Annotated in this window: 17 protein-coding genes; 13 read left to right on the top strand and 4 right to left on the bottom strand. The window is 62.4% G+C overall.

Annotated features, from left to right (window positions below; translation table 11 throughout):
* From LXE91_RS42865 to LXE91_RS42910, 10 genes are all read left to right on the top strand, one after another.
* Positions 1–1,530, top strand: a complete 1,530-nt coding sequence (locus LXE91_RS42865) for an efflux RND transporter periplasmic adaptor subunit (RefSeq protein ID WP_011875592.1) — start codon at positions 1–3, stop codon at positions 1,528–1,530.
* Positions 1,527–4,733: an efflux RND transporter permease subunit gene (locus LXE91_RS42870; protein ID WP_021157489.1), complete on the top strand. Its 3,207-nt coding sequence runs from the start codon at positions 1,527–1,529 to the stop codon at positions 4,731–4,733. Before LXE91_RS42865 ends, LXE91_RS42870 begins: the two co-directional genes overlap by 4 nt.
* Positions 4,730–5,080, top strand: coding sequence for a copper-binding protein (locus tag LXE91_RS42875; RefSeq protein ID WP_011875594.1), 351 nt, complete (start codon positions 4,730–4,732; stop codon positions 5,078–5,080). The genes LXE91_RS42870 and LXE91_RS42875 overlap by 4 nt, the downstream gene beginning before the upstream one ends.
* Positions 5,081–5,153: 73 nt before the next feature.
* The gene (dsbD, locus tag LXE91_RS42880) at positions 5,154–7,025 is read left to right on the top strand and encodes a protein-disulfide reductase DsbD (RefSeq protein ID WP_042973489.1); all 1,872 of its coding nucleotides are present in this window, start codon (positions 5,154–5,156) and stop codon (positions 7,023–7,025) included.
* 51 nt (positions 7,026–7,076) lie between these two features.
* Positions 7,077–7,439, top strand: coding sequence for a hypothetical protein (locus LXE91_RS42885; protein ID WP_011875596.1), 363 nt, complete (start codon positions 7,077–7,079; stop codon positions 7,437–7,439).
* A 125-nt stretch (positions 7,440–7,564) separates the two neighbouring features.
* Positions 7,565–7,852 (top strand): hypothetical protein, encoded by a 288-nt coding sequence (locus tag LXE91_RS42890; protein ID WP_021157491.1) that lies wholly within the window; start codon positions 7,565–7,567, stop codon positions 7,850–7,852.
* 53 nt (positions 7,853–7,905) lie between these two features.
* The gene (locus tag LXE91_RS42895) at positions 7,906–8,133 is read left to right on the top strand and encodes a DUF2933 domain-containing protein (protein WP_043292957.1); all 228 of its coding nucleotides are present in this window, start codon (positions 7,906–7,908) and stop codon (positions 8,131–8,133) included.
* Between the two features lie 82 nt (positions 8,134–8,215).
* The gene (locus tag LXE91_RS42900) at positions 8,216–8,377 is read left to right on the top strand and encodes a hypothetical protein (RefSeq protein WP_009687857.1); all 162 of its coding nucleotides are present in this window, start codon (positions 8,216–8,218) and stop codon (positions 8,375–8,377) included.
* Between the two features lie 22 nt (positions 8,378–8,399).
* On the top strand, positions 8,400–8,957 hold the full coding sequence (locus LXE91_RS42905) for a PCYCGC motif-containing (lipo)protein (RefSeq protein ID WP_042973472.1): 558 nt from the start codon (positions 8,400–8,402) through the stop codon (positions 8,955–8,957).
* A gap of 33 nt (positions 8,958–8,990) precedes the next feature.
* The gene (locus LXE91_RS42910) at positions 8,991–9,308 is read left to right on the top strand and encodes a P-II family nitrogen regulator (RefSeq protein ID WP_009687817.1); all 318 of its coding nucleotides are present in this window, start codon (positions 8,991–8,993) and stop codon (positions 9,306–9,308) included.
* 565 nt (positions 9,309–9,873) lie between these two features.
* Here LXE91_RS42910 and istB (LXE91_RS42915) read toward each other — a convergent pair.
* The 4 genes from istB (LXE91_RS42915) to istA (LXE91_RS42930) all read right to left on the bottom strand — a co-directional run bounded on the left by istB (LXE91_RS42915) (position 9,874) and on the right by istA (LXE91_RS42930) (position 14,681).
* Positions 9,874–10,623, bottom strand: a complete 750-nt coding sequence (istB, locus tag LXE91_RS42915) for an IS21-like element IS408 family helper ATPase IstB (RefSeq protein ID WP_006397350.1) — start codon at positions 10,621–10,623, stop codon at positions 9,874–9,876.
* A 16-nt stretch (positions 10,624–10,639) separates the two neighbouring features.
* The gene (istA, locus tag LXE91_RS42920; RefSeq protein WP_011875599.1) at positions 10,640–12,196 is read right to left on the bottom strand and encodes an IS21-like element IS408 family transposase; all 1,557 of its coding nucleotides are present in this window, start codon (positions 12,194–12,196) and stop codon (positions 10,640–10,642) included.
* A gap of 180 nt (positions 12,197–12,376) precedes the next feature.
* Positions 12,377–13,165, bottom strand: a complete 789-nt coding sequence (istB, locus tag LXE91_RS42925) for an IS21-like element ISBmu1 family helper ATPase IstB (RefSeq protein ID WP_012213993.1) — start codon at positions 13,163–13,165, stop codon at positions 12,377–12,379.
* Positions 13,166–13,169: 4 nt separating this feature from the next.
* Positions 13,170–14,681 carry an IS21 family transposase gene (gene istA, locus LXE91_RS42930; protein WP_278068195.1) on the bottom strand — a complete coding sequence of 504 codons (1,512 nt, stop codon included), beginning with the start codon at positions 14,679–14,681 and terminating at the stop codon, positions 13,170–13,172.
* Between the two features lie 364 nt (positions 14,682–15,045).
* Here istA (LXE91_RS42930) and cueR point away from each other — a divergent pair, with 364 nt between their 5' ends.
* The 3 genes from cueR (at position 15,046) to LXE91_RS42945 (ending at position 18,405) form a co-directional block, all read left to right on the top strand.
* Positions 15,046–15,447, top strand: a complete 402-nt coding sequence (cueR, locus tag LXE91_RS42935; RefSeq protein WP_069302025.1) for a Cu(I)-responsive transcriptional regulator — start codon at positions 15,046–15,048, stop codon at positions 15,445–15,447.
* A 67-nt stretch (positions 15,448–15,514) separates the two neighbouring features.
* Positions 15,515–15,712, top strand: a complete 198-nt coding sequence (locus LXE91_RS42940; RefSeq protein WP_009687815.1) for a heavy-metal-associated domain-containing protein — start codon at positions 15,515–15,517, stop codon at positions 15,710–15,712.
* Between the two features lie 236 nt (positions 15,713–15,948).
* On the top strand, positions 15,949–18,405 hold the full coding sequence (locus tag LXE91_RS42945) for a heavy metal translocating P-type ATPase (protein WP_081061483.1): 2,457 nt from the start codon (positions 15,949–15,951) through the stop codon (positions 18,403–18,405).
* The last annotated feature ends 64 nt before the right edge of the window (positions 18,406–18,469 follow it).

Below are 18,469 nucleotides of genomic sequence, written 5' to 3' on the forward strand. Positions count from 1 at the left end.
ATGAACAGGAAACCTTTGGCACGCGCGGTGTTGACGGTATTTGCCGGCGCGGCGCTGCTCGGCGCGGGCTATTTCGCGGGAACGCGTCACGCGGCGACCGGCACCGCAGTTGCCTCGACTGGCGCCGCCTCGCCGGGCGGCAAGATCGACCCGAAGACCGGGCGGAAGGTGCTGTACTGGCACGACCCGATGGTGCCGAACCAGCATTTCGACAAGCCGGGTAAATCGCCATTCATGGACATGCAACTTGAGCCTGTCTACGCGGATGAAGGCGAGAGCTCTTCAGGCATCAAGATCGACCCGGGGCTTGAGCAGAATCTTGGCATTCGCTATGCGACCGTGCGTCGGCAGGAAACGACCGGCGGATTCGATGCCATCGGCACGACGCAGTTCGATGAATCGCACTCGGATGTCGTGCAGTCGCGCGTCACCGGCTACATCGACCGGCTCTATGCGAACGCGCCGATGCAACGCATCGCAAAAGGCGCACCAGTCGCATCGCTGTTCGTCCCGGAATGGCTCGCGCCGCAGGAGGAATATCTCGCACTCAAGCGCGGCGGCATGGACGCCACTTTGCTCGAAGCGTCGCGAGCGCGGATGCGCGCCTTGTCGATTCCTGATGGAATCATCGCGAGCCTTGACCGAACCGGCAAGGCCCAGACGCACGTCTTGCTGACGTCGCCCGAGTCCGGTGTCGTCAGCGAACTGAACGTCCGCGACGGCGCGATGGTCGCGCCCGGCCAGACACTCGCGAAGATTGCCGGCCTGTCGAAGCTGTGGCTCATCGTCGAGATTCCCGAGGCGCTCGCGCTGGGCGTACAACCCGGTATGACCGTCGATGCGACGTTCGCAGGCGACCCGACACAACACTTCAACGGTCGCATCCGCGAAATCCTGCCGGGCATCAGCACCACCAGCCGCACGCTCCAGGCGCGTCTGGAAATCGACAACGCCGGATTCAAGCTGACGCCGGGCATGCTGATGCGCGTGCGCGTTGCCGGCCAGAAGGCTGTCTCGCGACTGCTGGTGCCCTCCGAAGCCGTGATCACAACGGGCAAGCGCTCGGTCGTCATCGTAAAGAACGGCGACGGGCGCCTTCAGCCGGCGACGGTTACCGTGGGCAATGACATTGGCAACGAAACCGAGGTGCTGAGCGGCCTGAACGACGGCGACACCGTTGTCGCGTCCGGCCAGTTCCTGATCGATTCCGAAGCGAGCCTGAAGTCCGTTCTGCCGAGGCTGGAGGGCAGCACGGGGGCAAGCGCAAGCGCACCGGCGTCCGCACCCGCCGTCGCAGCACAAACGTACGAGACCACCGGCAAGGTCGAAAAAGTGACCGCTGCGGACATCACGTTCTCCCATCAACCCGTGCCGGCGCTCGGCTGGGGCGCGATGACGATGGCGTTCAACAAGCCCGCTCCCGATGCCTTCCCCGACGTCAAGGCCGGACAGACGGTGCACTTCGTCTTCAAGCAGTCGGATGAGGGCTACCAGTTGACGAAGGTCGAACCGGTCGGAGGCGTGCAATGATTGCCCGGCTCATCCGATGGTCCATCCACAACCGTTTCCTGGTGCTGCTCGCGACTGTACTCATGACCGGTTGGGGCCTCTACTCGGTCGCCGAGACGCCGCTCGACGCACTGCCCGACCTGTCCGATACACAGGTCATCATCAAGGCATCGTATCCGGGCAAGGCGCCGCAGGTTATCGAGGACCAGGTCACCTACCCGCTCACGACGACGCTGCTCGGCGTGCCGGGCGCAAAGACCATTCGCGCGTACTCGTCGTTCGGCGATGCGTTTGTCTACGTGCTGTTCGACGACAAGACCGACCAGTACTGGGCACGTTCGCGCGTGCTCGAATACCTGAATCAGGTGCAAAGCCGCCTGCCGCAGGGCGCGACCGTCTCGCTCGGGCCGGACGCGACCGGCGTGGGATGGGTGTACGAGTACGCGCTGGTCGACAAGACCGGACAGCACGACCTCGGACAGCTGCGCGCGCTGAACGACTGGTTCCTGAAGTTCGAGCTGAAAGCAGTGCCGGACGTCTCCGAGGTCGCCAGCATCGGCGGCATGGTGCGCCAGTACCAGGTCGTGCTCGACCCGGACAAGCTGCGCGCTTACGGCATCACGCAAGCCGCGGTGACCGATGCGCTCGGCAAGGCAAACCAGGCATCCGGCGGCTCGGTCGTCGAGCTGGCCGAATCGGAGTACATGGTGCGCTCGTCGGGCTATCTGCGCTCGCTCGACGACTTCCGGAATGTCGTATTGCGCACCAACGACGCGGGCACGCCGGTGCTGCTGGGCGACGTCGCACGCATCCAGATCGGCCCCGAGATGCGTCGCGGCATCGCGGAGCTGAACGGTCAGGGCGAAGTCGCCGGCGGCGTCATCGTGATGCGCTCGGGAAAAAATGCGCTGAAGACCATTGACGCGGTGAAGGCGAAGCTCGCCGACCTGAAGCGCTCGCTGCCACCCGGCGTCGAAGTCGTCACGACTTACGACCGCTCGCAACTCATCGAACGCGCGGTGGACAACCTGAAGGACAAGCTCATCGAGGAGTTCATCATCGTTGGGCTCGTCTGTGCGGTGTTCCTGTTTCACCTGCGCAGCGCGTTCGTCGCCATTCTGTCGTTGCCGCTCGGCGTGCTGGCCGCGTTCATCGTGATGCGGTATCAGGGCGTCAACGCGAACCTGATGTCGCTCGGTGGTATCGCGATCGCGATCGGCGCGATGATCGATGCGGCCATCGTGATGATCGAGAACGCGCACAAGCACCTGGAAGCGTTCGAGCATGCGTTCCCCGAGACACGGATGACCGCCGCGCAGCGCTGGGAACTCATCGCAGCTTCGGCAACTGAGGTCGGGCCGGCATTGTTCTTCTCGCTTCTCATCATCACGCTGTCGTTCATTCCGGTGTTCTCGCTGGAAGGCCAGGAGGGCAAGCTGTTCTCTCCGCTGGCGTTCACGAAGACCTACACGATCGCGGCGGCAGCAGGTTTGTCGGTCACGCTCGTGCCTGTCCTGATGGGTTACCTGATCCGCGGCCGTATTCCGCATGAGAACGCGAATCCCATCAATCGCGTGCTGATCTGGCTGTATCGTCCATTGCTTGAGGCGACGCTGCGCTGGCCGTGGGCGGCGATTGGTCTCGCAGTTGTCGCGCTGGTGCTGACGATTCTGCCGATTTCGCGTCTTGGCGGCGAATTCATGCCGCCGCTCGACGAGGGCGATTTGCTGTATATGCCGACCGCTCTTCCGGGCATTTCCGCCGAGAAAGCGAGCGAGCTGCTGCAGCAAACCGACCGGCTCATCAAGACCGTGCCCGAGGTCGCGACAGTGTTCGGCAAGTCGGGCCGGGCGGATACGGCCACAGACCCGGCACCGCTCGAGATGTTCGAGACCACCATCCAGTTCAAGCCGCGCAGCCAGTGGCGGCCGGGCATGACGCCGGAAAAGCTGGTCGATGAGCTGGACCGGACGGTCAAGGTGCCCGGTCTTTCGAACGTATGGGTGCCGCCGATCCGCAATCGCCTCGACATGTTGTCGACCGGCATCAAGACGCCGGTGGGCGTCAAGATTTCCGGGCCGGACCTGACGCAGATCGACCGTATCGCGACGCAGGTTGAAACGGCCGTCAAAGGTGTCCCTGGTGTGACGTCCGCACTCGCGGAACGGCTCAACGGCGGGCGCTATATCGACGTGGACATCGACCGGCTCGCCGCAGCACGCTACGGACTGTCGGTGGCCGATATCCAGTCGGTCGTGTCGTCGGCGGTGGGCGGTGAGAACGTTGGCGAGGTGATTGCCGGCCGCGAGCGCTTCCCCATCAATATCCGCTACCCGCGCGAATTCCGCGATTCGCTTGAGAAGCTGCGGCAACTGCCAATCGTCACGGATCGCGGCGCGCAAATCCAGCTCGGCGACGTCGCCCACATCACGATCGCCGACGGCCCGCCGATGATTCGCAGCGAGAATGCTCGGCTCTCCGGGTACGTCTACGTCGATATCCGCAACACGGATCTCCAATCCGCCGTGAAGGCAATGCAGCAGGTCGTGGCTCGGCAGGTCCAGTTGCCACCCGGCTACTCGATTGCGTGGTCGGGCCAGTTCGAGTACCTGGAGCGCGCGGCGGCCAGGCTCCGGACCGTCATTCCGGTGACGCTGGTTGTCATCTTCGTGCTGTTGTTCCTGACCTTCAACTCCGCCGCCGATGCGCTGCTGCTGATGTCGACCGTGCCGTTCGCGCTGGTCGGCGGCTTCTGGCTCATCTGGATACTCGGCCACGCGGTGTCGGTCGCGACATCGGTCGGATTCATCGCGCTTGCGGGCGTCGCTGCCGAGTTTGGGGTGGTCATGCTGCTGTACCTGAAAGGTGCGCTCAATCGCCGGCTGGAAGATGGCGAGCTGCTCACCGAGGCGTTGCTGTTCGACGCGATTCGCGAAGGCGCCGTGCTGCGCGTACGGCCGAAGGCAATGACGGTGGCCGTCGTGCTCGCCGGCCTCATTCCGATCATGGTCGGGCACGGTGCAGGGTCGGAGGTCATGCAGCGTATCGCCGCGCCGATGGTCGGCGGCATGGTGACCGCGCCACTTCTGTCGATGTTCGTGATTCCCGCAGCGTGGTTCCTGTTGCAGCGTCGTCGCGCACGACAGGCCAGCGCTGTCCATTTTCCCCACACAAACCCTTCCGGCACGAACGTGCCAGTCAACCAAACTGGAGAGATCCAATGAAGAAACTGTTTGTTATGTCCGCTGCCCTTGCAGCCACTTTCGCCACGCCCGCATTTGCCGGCAACGACATGGCCGGCATGGATATGTCGACCAGGGCTTCCGCGATGAAAGTGTCGTCGAACAATGCGCTCACCGACGCAGAGGTCAAGAAAGTCGACGTGGCGACAGGCATGGTCACGCTGAAGCACGGCGCGCTGGAAAACGTCGGCATGCCGCCGATGACGATGGCGTTCAAGGCGAAGGATGCCGCGATGGTCAAGCAGATCAAGGAAGGCGACAAGGTCAAGGTGCGCGTCGAAGAAGTCAACGGCACCCTGACCATCGTAAAACTCGAAAAGCGCTTGTGACGAAGCGTTGATGGCTGGCACGCAGGCTTCTGTCCGCGCGCCGGCAGCCAGGAGTTCGGGCGAGGAGACCACCATGCGAACGACATCATCCAACGCGTATCAGTCTGACTACCAAACAGCGGACATATTGAGTCGCATACTTCGCTTCGCCCTTGTCCTGTTGCTCGGACCCGCATCCTTTTCGGCTTACGCAGTCAACGAATCCGAACTGCTTGCGCCTGAGCAGGCATTTCCGTTGACCGTCAGCCTCGCGAGCCCGATGGAGGTCGTGCTCGACTTCAAGACGAAGCCCGGGTATTACCTGTATCGCGACCGAATCAGCTTTGCGGTTGACGGCACACTGGTAAAACCGGATTCGATGCCGCCCTCCGAGTCGAAGAACGACCCGACGTTCGGCGTGGTCCAGGTCTATCACCAGCCCGTCCGGATTCGTCTTCCGTTGTCCGCTGCGATCACGTCGAGCGCCATGCTGACAGTTACATCGCAAGGATGTGCCGACGTGGGGGTCTGCTATCCGCCGCAGACGCGCCGCTTTCGGATCGCTGCGGACGGTGCTGTGACGCTCGCAGCGCTCGTTGGGAGTGCGAATGCAGCGGACTTCCCTGTCGTCGAGAAAAGCCGGCAGTCCGCCGTACCGGGTCTACCGCTGCGTCCTGCCAATGGGATCGGCATCGCCGAATTGCTAGGCTTTCTGGTGGCTGGTCTGCTGATGGCGGGCACCGTGTGCATGTATCCGCTCATCCCTATCGTCACGGCGGTCATTAACGGTACCCGTGAGCGGTTGCCGGTATGGCGCGGGGTTTCGCTGTCGTTCGCCTATGTACAAGGACTGGCGATGACATACGCGGCGGCTGGAACCATTGCGGCAGTCGTTGGCATTCCACTTGTGGCGGTGACGCAGAAACCCTGGTTACTGGCCACGTTCGGCGCGCTCATGCTCATCCTCGCGCTCGGTATGTTCGGCGTGTTCAGGTTGCAACTGCCGACGGGCTGGCAGACGCGGTTTGCGGGATGGAGCAGACGCTTGCCCGGAGGCCGTGTTGGGCCGGTGTTCGTGATGGGCATGTTGTCCGCGCTGATTGTCGGGCCGTGTTCCACACCGGCACTGGCAGGCGCACTGGTCTACATCGCCAACAGTCATGACATCGCAGGCGGTACGCTGGCGCTGTATTTGATGGGTATCGGGATCGGCATTCCGCTGCTGCTTGTCGGCACGTTCGGAACGCGCCTGCTACCCAAGTCGGGACACTGGATGGTCGCGGTCCAGAACACACTCGGTGTCATGCTGCTGGCCGCAGCGCTGTGGTTCGTCTATTCACTGCTGCCTGTCTGGCTGCTGATGTCACTGGTCGCATTGCTGCTGACTGCTTGCGGAATGATGCTACGTGCGATCGACCCTTTACCGGCCGGCGCGACGGGGATTGCCCGAGTCGGCAAAGCGCTCGGTGTGTTGCTGCTGGTCGCAGGTATCGCCGAGTTTGTTGGCGTCGCATCGGGCAATTTCGACATGCTGATGCCACTGGGCGGTTTGACGCGGATGTCGGCGTCAGCGGGAGGTGGCGCAAGTTCGGCAGCGCGATTCGACACGATCACCTCGAACGCCAAGCTGGACGAGGCGCTCAAGCTCGCACGAGGAACACCTGTCATGGTGGACTTCTACGCGGACTGGTGCATCACCTGCAAGGAACTCGAGCGCTTCACGTTCACTGATGCACGTGTGATGGACGAGTTTACGCACTGGAAGTTGCTACGCATCGACGTGACGAAAAATACCGAGGCCGACACGGCGATGCTGCGGCGGTTCGGTCTGTTTGGCCCTCCGGCCCTGATTTTCTTCGACAAAACTGGTCGGGAGCAGCCTGATGCGCAACTGGTCGGATTTATTGGGGCGGACGCATTCCTGGCCCATCTGAAACGCTTGCAGTCGAGTGATGTGGCGCAATAACGCAGCTGTCGGCGGCCGCAGCAGGACTCATCGGCGCCTATACTGAAAATCATGAATCTCTGGGTCAAACTCGTCGCCTGCTTCCTGATCGCGTGGTTGCCGATGCTCGGTTACCCCGCCCAGGCCGCGTTATGTCCAGAAATGTCGTCGATGCCTGCCGTACAGCATCCCATGAAGGCAGCAGGCGCTATCGAAGCGACAGGATGCACATCCGGCACGATGCACGTCGGTACCAGCGCTCATCCATCTGCTTGCCACGCGGGCATGGGAAGCTCCGTGTGCGGGATGCCGGCCATACCGATGTCGCATACCGTCGGCATTGCCCCATCGACACCTGATTATCGGGCCATCACCCGGATCCTTTCCGAGCAGTTCATTCCTGAGCTGCCAGCACCGCCCCCGCGTTCGTTGTAACTCTCCTCCGTCGGCGCTTGCCCAGCGGTTCCGTACCGCGGCTCGAGTTCGCTCGCGGCCCGCGTGACCATCCGCGAAGCGTCACATGCTCGATTCGATTCTACGAACGAAAGATGGAGATACACATGAACGCAAGACATGCACGATTGGCTGTTGTTTCCACGCTATTGCTCGCTGCGAGCGCAGTGGGCCTCGCTGCCACTGGCTCTTCTTCCAGTCCGGCGATGCAGGACCGTGAGCACGGTCACGGCGCGATGATGATGGGCGGAATGATGGGCGGCTGCCCGATGATGGGTGGAAGCGCCGGTCTGGACCCGAAGACCGCGATGCGAATGCACGCCGAGATGATGCGGGCCATGAGCGACATCATGATGAAGTATTCCGACCAGGCGGTTACGCCACCGTCGAAGTGACCGCAAGCCCGACCACGTTACTCACATTGGATACAGCCTGACAAGGACTTCACATGAAATGCAACTGGAAAACCATGGCGGCCGTTGCGCTCGCACTGGTCGCCGTCATCGCCCTCGGTTACTGGGCATTTCCTCCTCTCAGAGGCACGCTTGCAACGCTCGCTGTTATCGCCAGTGTATTCATCTGCCCGCTATCGATGATGTTCATGATGCGTGGCGTGCGTTCTCACACTGGCGGTCCCGCCACGCGCGCTCGGGTAACGGACGAAGCCAAACACTGAGTCCGTCGATTTCTGCGGGAACTTCGGACCGGTGCGGTGGGAGCGCCCATCGTTCTGGTCCGGTTCGCTTCACGGAGAGCATATGTTCAACGGGAAACTAATCGTCAATTTTATCATCGGCTTGCTCGCGGTCATCGGCCTGTTAGCGGTGCTGGGTACAGGTGCGATGTGGGCAATGCACACCGGAATGATGCACGGGATGCTGTCTTGTGGAGGCACCATGTATCAGCATCCGGGATTCTGACCGGGAATCTGGGAGATTGAAAGTGAAACGACACATACGACCTCAGGCCGGCAGCATCGTCAGCAAGCACTCTAGCCTTGGCAGCAAGTCGGGGTGGCATCTGCTGTCTCTGCTGGCCCTGATTATTGCGATGCCGACGGCGTTGGTGTGGGGGCCGTCATTTGTCCATTGGGTTGCCGGCCCCACGGGAGTTGCCATCGAGTCAACAAATGCGATCCAACAGATACCCGGCTGGCGAGTTGGCATGCTGCGACCAGACGGGTTGCGCATCGTTCCATCAGGAGTATTCGACGCCTCGCACGTACTGAATCCGGCGCAATTCTCGGACAACGCCGTGCGGCACGCGTACTGGGTAGCGACCAGGATTCCCGCGACGCTCAACAAGCTCTACTGCTGGTGTGGATGCGAGAACCGTGGCGAGCACCGTTCGAATCTTCAATGCTTCGAGGACCGGATGGCTGTGTCGTGTCCGGTTTGCCAGGGGACCGCTGAAATCGCCTACCGGATGACGCAATCGGGTATCCAGGACGCAGCGAAGATTCAGGCGGCCGTCGATGCGAAGTGGGCGTCCAAGGGATAGGAGTGATGACTCATATTAGAAACGGAGGATGCGATGGAACTGAAATGCGTGATCGCGATACTGCGCCCCAATGTACTCAAGATGCTCGAGCGGCAGTTGGGCGCGCTACACATCCACGGCATGACGGTGACCCATGCAAGGGGATTCGGTGCACATCCCAATCTCTTTGCCAACGACTGGACGACTGAGCACATCAAGATCGAAATCTTCACAGTCGCCGAGAACGTCGACGCGCTGATCGAGGAAATCATGACGGTCGCCAACGAGGAATCTAGTGGTGATGGCGTCGTTGCCGTCGTACCGGTAGAACGCTTTCTGCGAGTGCGGGCGGCGACTGAAGGCGCCCGCTGAGCAAACGTCCTGGTCCTACGTTACTGGCTCTGCATTTTGAGAGACGCAGCGCCCGCAAGTTGTAGTTGCGGACGCAAGCCTGCGCTCGTTCAGCTTCCGATTCTAGGTGCGCTTAATTTCGCTTACGAACGAAGATCGATGCCGCTATAGTTCATTTCAGCCTCCTCAAGGGTCCTGTTGACCGTCGCAGTTCAACTAGTAGACCCTAGCCGCCGCCTCCTTCGGGCGGCCAGGAGGCCTCTCAATGATTATCAATCTCAGACGACAGCGCCCGGCCCGTTTGACGATGGCCCACAGGATCAGCCGTTCGGCCTCTTTCCGTGCCGCACCACGAATCGAACGATTACCCCTTGAATCGAAACCACTTGACCTTCCCAACGTGGGAAGGTCAAGAATAGTCAGTGCGGTTCGAATGGCCGTTTCGAGAGGGGAAAACGATGAATATCGGCGAGGTTGCGAAGTCGTCGTGCGGATTTCGGCGATGGTGATCAATCGTTTCGGCGAACGTGATCAGTCTGGAAGGTGGTGTTGCGCGGTCAATGGATTATAGCGACGGTGATCACGATCAGGCGTCAGCGGACTCGGATTTCGTTTTCTTTCTCATCGAATCGCCCTTGACCGGAAGCTTGTGGGCCTGATGCACGAGCCGATCGAGAATCGCATCGGCGAGCGTGGGGTCCTGCAGCCACGCGTGCCAGTGTTCGAGCGGCAACTGGCTGGTGATCACAGTCGAGCGCGTACCGACACGATCATCAAGTACCTCAAGCAGATCATTGCGCGCCGCCTGGTCGAGATCCTGCAAGCCCCAATCGTCGAGGATCAGCACATCAATCTTCGCGAGTTGCGCAAGCCGACGTGTGAAGCTGCCGTCGCCGTGCGCGATTTTCAGCTCTTCGAACAGCCGCGCGACGCGCACATAGAACACGGAGAAGCCCTGCCGGCACGCCTGCTGGCCGAACGCGCAAGCGAGCCACGTCTTGCCCGCGCCGGTGGGGCCGGTCAGGATCAGGTTCTGAGCATTGCGCACCCAGTCGCAGCCGGCGAGCGTGGCGACGATGCGCTGGTCCAGCCCACGGGTTTGCCGGTATTCAATGTCTTCGACGCAGGCCTGTGGGTTCTTGAGCTTCGCGGCGCGCAGCAAACGTTCGAGTCGTCGCGTATCACGCCAGGCCAGCTCGCGATCTACGAGCATGCCCACGCGTTCCTCGAATGACAGGCTGGTGCTTGCCGTGAGCGTTGACTGCTCCTCGAACGCGCGAGCCATGCCGTCCAGTTTGAGCGCCTTTAGCTGGGTAAGGGTGTGCTGCATCAACATCGTGACCTCCTTCGGGTCAGTGGTAGTAGTCGGGGCCGCGCACGTTCTCGTGCTCGGGCGAGCGCCATTCGGCGGGCGTGGTCGGGAGCGAGGGCTGCAGGTCAAGTCCCGCTTCCAGGATTGACAGCACGGAGCGACGCGTGGGCGAGCCGATCTTCAATGCACGCTGGCATGCGGCCTCGAGGCGGTGTTTGCCGTACTTGCGCGCGAGCGAGAGAAGACCGAGACAGGCGCGATAGCCCATCTCGGGGTGAGGTTTGTTGGTCAGCAGATGCCGCACGACAGCCTCGGCGCCGGGGCCGACGGATGCGCCCCAGTTGAGCAGGCGCCCAGGCGTCCATTCCATGTGCGCGCGATGCGCAGCCGGCATGTGTTCGGCGATGGTCGTGTGTTTGCCTTTGAGGCGCGAGCGAGCGTGCGCAGCGACACGCTTGCCGCCATGCAGGATCTCTACGCCGTGGCGTGTGATACGCGCCCAGACCTCCTGCCGTGCGAGGCTATGCGGGACGCTGTAATAGTGGCCGCCGACATCGACGTGGTAATCGATGTTCACACGGCACTTCTGGAAGGTGGCGATCTCGTAGCGACGCACGGGCAACGGGCGCAGGACGGGTTGGTCCAGCCGTTCGAACCATTCACGCCGGTTGCCTTCGAGCCGCTTGAACGGGCGCTGGTTTAGGTCGGCGATCAGTTCTGCAATCGCCTTGTTGAGTTCAGCCAGACTGTAGAAGCGATAGTGGCGCAGTCGGGCCAGCACCCAGCGCTCGACGATCTGCACGCCGACTTCGACCTTGGCCTTGTCCTGCGGTTTGCGCGGACGCGCCGGCAGCATCGCGGTGCCGTAGTGGTTCACGAAGTCCTGCGTGGTCGTGCCGAGTCCGGGTTCGTAACGGTCGGGTCGCGCGATCAGCGCCTTCGGGTTGTCGGGCACGAGCAGCTCGGGCACGCCGCCAATGAACTCTAGCGCATCGCACAGGCTGCCGATCCAGTCCGCCATCGTCTCGGTGCGCGTCGCGCACGCGAACGTGTAGTTGGATGCGCCGAGCACGGCAACGAACACGTGCGCCTCGAACTCGACGCCGCCATCGCTCGCCAGGACCGGCACGGTGGGACCCGCGAAGTCCGCGAACAGCTTCTCGCCGGCGCGGTGCTGCTGACGCATCGAGCGCTTGATCGACTTCGCCCAATCCTTGTACTTCTGGCAGAACTGCGTGTAGCGGTACGTCCGCTGGCCGGGGTTCGCTTCAGCGTATTCTTCCCACAGCAGTTGCAGCGTCACGCCCTTGCGGCGCAGCTCGCGATGCAATGCCGTGTAGTCGGGCTCGATGCGTCGCGTCGTCGTCGCCGCGGCATTGGTTGCCGCAGGCCTCAGGCGCGCGTCCAGTTCGTCGTCGGACATTGCTTCGGCTGCCGCCCAATCGAGTCCCGCCTGGCTGGCTTGGGCCGCGAACTTCGAGACGGCACCGACGCTGATGCCGATAGCCCGGCTGATCTGCCGATGCGTCAGGCCACACGCCCACTTTAGTCGCAGGACTTCCTTCAATTTGCGCATGCTCATCCGAGGTGTCGGCATCGGCACTTCTCCCGCAAAAAAGGGAGCAGGCTAACGCCGTCGGTGAATACATGCGCAACGCCACCGCCAGACTCAAACCCGGATTACGTTCCGGTTGTCGCGGGGCGGCGTAAAGGAGCCGGGGATGGGCGGCGTAATGGCGCCAGCAGAACCGGGGGTAAAACGCGGATTCGAACGGTTTCAAGGTTGCGGTTTTTTGCCGTTTTTGGCAACTGCATTTTGAGGGGGATCTGGCATCGGTTTCGGGGTGCGGTAACTGTCGCCCTCGAGGACGAGCCGGTAGGCGCCGTGGCGTAGTCGGTCGAGTGTGGCGGTGCCGAGGATGCGGTTGTCGGGGAACGCGGCGCCCCATTCACCGAAGTCGAGATTCGACGTCAGGATGGTCGCCGCGTGCTCGTAGCGGGCCGCGACGAGATCGTGGAAGTCCTCGTCCTGCGGGGTACGTAGCGGTTTGAGCGCGAAGTCATCGACGATCAGCAGCGGCACCCGGGCGTACTGCTGGAACTTGCGGTCATAGGCGCCGGTGGCGCGCGCGGCGTTCAATCGCTTGAGCAGCTCGGTCTGCGAGATGAACAGCACATCGCGGCCTTGGCGGGCGGCGCAGTGGCCCAGCGCCTGGGCCAAGTGGCTTTTGCCGGTGCCGGTTGGACCGGCGATCAGGATCGCGACCTTCTCGTCGAGATACCGGCCTGTCGCGAGATCATGAACGTGTGAGCGGTTCAACGTAGGCAGCCGGTCGAAGTCGAACGTCTCGAGCGTCTTGCCCATCGCGAAGCCGGCGCGCAGCAGACGGGTGCCGAGCTTCTTGTGTTCGCGACGGGCAACCTCGTCGTGCAGCAGCATGGCAAGGAACTCGGTATAGGCGAGCTGCCCGTCGATCGCCTGACGGTTGCGCTGCTCAAGCGAGTCGAGGATGCCGGACAGGCGCAGCTGTTTGAGGATGGAATTCAATTCGGGACTCGGGTTCATGGTGTCAGTGGATCAGCAGGGATTGGAGATCACGGCCGAAGCGGCCGCCGTTCTGGTAAGCGCCAGTCGGGGCCGACGCGGGACGCGGCACCGGTTCGCTGTCCGTGCCTTTGTCGAGGATGCCCTTGATGGTGCTGTACTTCGCGCTGCTGAACGCGAGCGCACGCTCGCAGGCTGCTTCCAGCCTCTGATCGCCGACTTTCTGTCGCAGCCGGATGATCCCCTGCGCGCCGCGCAGGTTGACGAGCACCTTGTCGTTGAACAGCGCGAGGATCACGCCGTGGCACGACGGCCCGATCTCCTTCGCGCGCGCCAGACACCACTGCGGATCGTGCTCGAGCCAGGCCTGCGCTTCGGGCGGCTGGTGATCTCGCACCGTGTGGCGACCGCCGGCCCGCTGCCGCGGATGGGTTGCGACGAGTTCATGCCGATGGAACAGCTGGATGACCGTATCGGTCGCCTTCAGCCAGAGCGACTTGCCGACGAGCGTGAACGGTGCAGAGTACAGCGCGTGCTTGTAGACGACGTGGCCGTCGCGATGGACCGCCACCTCCTTCCAGACCGACAGTACCGGCGGCACGTCCGGCAATGCAGCGAGCAACGGGCGCTCGACGCCGAAGCGCGTCAGCGGCCGTTCGTGGACGGTGCCGTGGATACGAGTGCCGGCCTGCTGCATCACCCATTCGCGCAGTTGCCGGTTGGCGTCGGCCAGATCCCGGAACTCGCGCAGCGGCACGAAGGACTTCTTGACGTATTTGACGCCCGATTCGACGACGCCCTTCTTCTGGGGATCGTGCGGCGGACAGGCGTCGATCCGGAATCCATATCCCTCGGCAAGCGCGGCGTACGAGCGTTGCACCGCCGGCTCGTATCGACACGCCCGGATGATCGCGCACTTCGCGTTATCGATGATGACCCGGTCGGGACAGCCGCCGAACCATTCGAAGGCGCGCCGGTGGCTGGCGAGCCACGTCTCGACGGTCTGGTCCAGCACGATCTCGGCATACTGGTGGCGCGACCAGCACAACGTCATCACGAAGATCCACGTCCGGACCGCAATGCCCTCGACCGTCAGCACGGGTCCCGCGCCGAAGTCGACCTGCGCGGCGTCGGCCGGTGCGAAGTCGAGGATCGTTGTGGTGGCCACGCTGCGCTCGGCAGCCAGATGGCGCAGCATGCGCTTCACGGCACAATAGCTGCCGGCGTAGCCATGATTGCGTTGAAGGGCGGCATGGATCGTGGTGCCCTGAACGCCGGCGGCAAGCCATTCGCGGACCTGTTCGCGATATGGCTCAACCGTCGACACACAGGTGTGCGGCAGGTGCGGCGTGCGCCCGAAGACACCCGCGATCGTAGCGTCGTCCGGCAGCGGCTGCACCGGATCCAGCCAACTACGCGCTTCAGCCTCGCGGCGCACGGTCGTCAGCTTCTTGCGCCCCATCAAACCGCCGCGCGCGATGTCGCGGTCAGAATCGCCTTGCCGCATGCGGACAAGGACTTGGCGGTATTCAAACAATTCGAACCTCCTGTTGGCCATGGACGCTCCGTTCAAAAAGAACGGAGCGTACCGACTCGGAAAGTTCGAACCGCGTTCTCGCCCTGATGCTGCTGGCGCCTATGCGCCGCCCCTAACGTGGCGCCATTACGCCGCCCTTGGACTGGCGCCTATGTGCCGCCCCTCAAGTGGCGCCCTTATGCCGACCCCGCATTGGCTCCATAGCGCCGCCCCGTGACACCGGTTACGTGATCACCCGTTTCGGTCCCGTGATCGCTCATTCCGGCATCGTGATCACGCGTTTCGGAAACCTGTGATCAGCGATCACGATCAACCGAAACGGGTGATCACGATCATTCGGAATCCATGATCACGATCCGCCGAAATGCGTGATCACGTTCGCCGGAATACGCAGTCGTCGGGCATGTCGACCAAGATGATTCGTCACTATGAGGAAACAGGCCTGATTCGGGCTGCCACCCGGACAGGGGCGAACTATCGTGTGTACACGCCCAGGGATGTCCAGGTGCTGCGCTTCGTCCGGCAGGCCCGACATCTTGGTTTTTCCACGAAGCAGATTGCGGTGCTGCTGGCCCTTTGGGAAGACCGCAGCCGGTCCAGCGGCGAGGTCAAACGGCTCGCGAATGAGCATATTGCCAACCTGAATCTACGCATTCAGGAACTGGTGGAAATGCGGGATACGCTCCGGCATCTGGCAGCCCACTGCAAAGGGGACTCACGCCCTGACTGTCCGATTCTGGAGAAACTGGCTGGCGCGGCGCATTGACGCCCCCTTGACCTGCCCCGCAGCGAAAGGTTGTAACTGAAATGATTCAACGGAACGGAGTTGGAAAATGGAACTGACCATCAAGGATATGACCTGCGGGCACTGCGCGGGCGTCGTAACGAAAGCGGTCAAGGAAGTCGATACGGCGGCACACGTGACCGTCGACCTGGAAACCAGGATCGTGCGCATCGAGTCGTCACGCGAGGCGGGTGAATTTCTTTCGGCGATACAGGAGGCCGGATATAGTCCCGCCGCGCTCGCATGAGCTTACACATCTGAAGGTCAGGCCACGAAGCCTTCGACTATCCCGTTTCTCGGGACCAGCCTGGCTCAGGGGCGGATAATCACACCGGCGGCCGCGCGTTCCCCTGCACTCGTGGAACGAGCAAGCTGGCCGGTCGGCGTCCCCGCAACAGACCATAGCGGCCAGCGTTACCAATGGACGGCACGACAGGCGACGCAATTTGTGCACAGTGTGAAAGACAACGCGGAGCACGGAAAATGAGCGGACAGCGTAACGACGGCGAAACTTCTCCCGAACACCTGAACGCGAGCCACGGCGCGGGCGGCCACCAAGACCATGCTGCGCACGCCGCGCAAGGTCAGGCCAGCGGGGATGCCGATGGCAATCACGCGGCGCACCACGGACATGGCCACGGTGAAATGTCCGAAGGTCCCGACGGCGCGCTCAGGGACCCGGTGTGCGGCATGTCTGTCACGGCGGATTCGCCATTTCGCAGCGAGCACGATGGACATCCGTATTTCTTCTGCAGTGCGTCATGTCAGAAGAAGTTTCGGGCGGACCCGTTGCGATATGTCAAACCGTCGACCAGCACGTCGGTTGAGGCTGCGCCGGAGGGCTCGATATACACCTGCCCGATGCATCCGGAAATTCGCCAGGACCATCCTGGCAACTGCCCGAAGTGCGGTATGGCCCTTGAGCCCTTGTTGCCCAGTCTCGAGGACGAAGAGAATCCCGAGCTGACGGATTTTCGACGCAGGTTCTGGTGGACGCTGCCGCTGACGGCCGTGGTGTTCGTCCTGGCCATGTTCGGCCACCGGCTGGGCTGGATGGAAGCGTCCACACAGAGCTGGGTCGAACTGGCTCTCTCGACTCCGGTCGTCGTGTGGGCGGGCTTGCCGTTCTTCGAACGTTGCACCCGCTCGTTCATCAATCGCAGCCCGAACATGTGGACGCTCATCGGACTTGGTACGGGGACGGCCTATGTCTATAGCGTCATCGCGACAGTCGTTCCAGGAGTCTTCCCGGAGGCATTTGCCGCACATGGTCGTGTGAGCGTGTATTTTGAGGCCGCGGCCGTCATTATTTCGTTGACGCTCGTCGGGCAACTGCTCGAACTGAAGGCTCGGTCGCAGACGTCCGCTGCCATCAAGGCACTGCTGGGACTGGCGCCGAAGACCGCGCGGCGTATCAACGCCGACGGCACAGAAGAGGACGTTCCACTGGCTCACGTCCATGTCGGCGACCTCCTTCGCGTAAGACCAGGCGAGAAGGTTCCGGTCGACGGCGTTGTGACGGAGGGTTCCAGCGCGCTCGATGAGTCCATGATTACGGGCGAACCTATTCCCGTCAGCAAGCGGGTGGGTGACCACGTCATCGGCGCGACCATGAATACCTCCGGAAGCCTCATCATCAAATCGGAGAAGGTCGGCTCCCAGACCATGCTGGCACAAATCGTCCAGATGGTCGCGCAGGCGCAGCGTTCCAGGGCACCCATGCAGCGCATGGCTGACAAGGTCGCGGGAGTTTTCGTCGTCGCGGTGGTCGGCGTCGCCATCCTGACGTTCGTCGCCTGGGGCTTTTTCGGACCCGAGCCCAGTTGGGTCTACGGGCTTATCAATGCCGTGGCGGTGCTCATCATCGCCTGTCCCTGTGCGCTTGGGCTGGCGACTCCCATGTCCATCATGGTCGCGAGTGGCAAAGGCGCGTCGAACGGTGTGCTTTTTCGGGATGCGGCTGCGATTGAGAACTTCCGGAAGGTCAACACGCTGATCGTCGACAAGACAGGCACCTTGACCGAAGGTCGCCCTGCCTTCGAACGCGCAATCGGCGTGAATGGATATGCGGAAGAGGATGTTCTCCGGCTCGCGGCCAGTCTTGACCAGGGTAGCGAACACCCGCTCGCTGCGACCATCGTGGATGCGGCCCGTGAACGGCGGCTCGCGTTCGAGAAGGTGGAGCACTTCGAGTCGAGCACCGGGATTGGCGTGCGAGGACTGGTCGGCAGCCGCAATCTCGCGCTGGGCAACACCACCCTCATGCAGGCCGACGGCATCGACGTTGGGACGCTCACGGAAAATTCGGACACGCTGCGTGCGCAGGGCGCCAGCGTCATGTATCTGGCGGTTGATGGAATGCTGGCCGGCCTGCTCGCGGTTTCGGACCCGGTGAAGGCAACGACACCCGAGGCACTGGCCCGGCTCAAGGAAGACGGTATCCGCGTGGTGATGGCGACGGGCGACGGTGTCGTGACCGCCAGGGCTGTCGCGACGAAGCTCGGCATCGGTGAATTCCATGGCGAGGTCAAACCAGCCGACAAGCTGGCGCTGGTGACGAAATTCCAGCAGGAAGGCAAGGTTGTAGCCATGGCCGGTGACGGTATCAACGATGCGCCCGCGCTTGCCAAGGCGGACGTGGGCGTCGCGATGGGCACCGGCACCGATGTAGCGATGAGCAGCGCACAGGTGACCCTCGTCAAAGGAGACCTGCGCGGCATCGCGCGAGCCCGGGAGTTGTCCGAGGCGACAATCGGGAACATGAAGCAGAACCTCGGCTTCGCGTTTGTGTACAACGCCCTGGGTGTGCCTCTGGCGGCAGGGGTACTGTATCCGTTCACCGGATTATTGCTGTCCCCGATGATCGCCGCACTGGCCATGAGCCTGAGTTCGGCATCGGTTATCACCAACGCGCTACGGTTGCGGAACGTGAAAATCTGACTTTTCGCAGAAGAAACCGGCGGCATTGAGCGCTGCCGTCATGATCGTAACCCATGAAACCAGG

The sequence above is a fragment of the Burkholderia contaminans genome (genome assembly GCF_029633825.1).
GTDB lineage: Bacteria > Pseudomonadota > Gammaproteobacteria > Burkholderiales > Burkholderiaceae > Burkholderia > Burkholderia contaminans.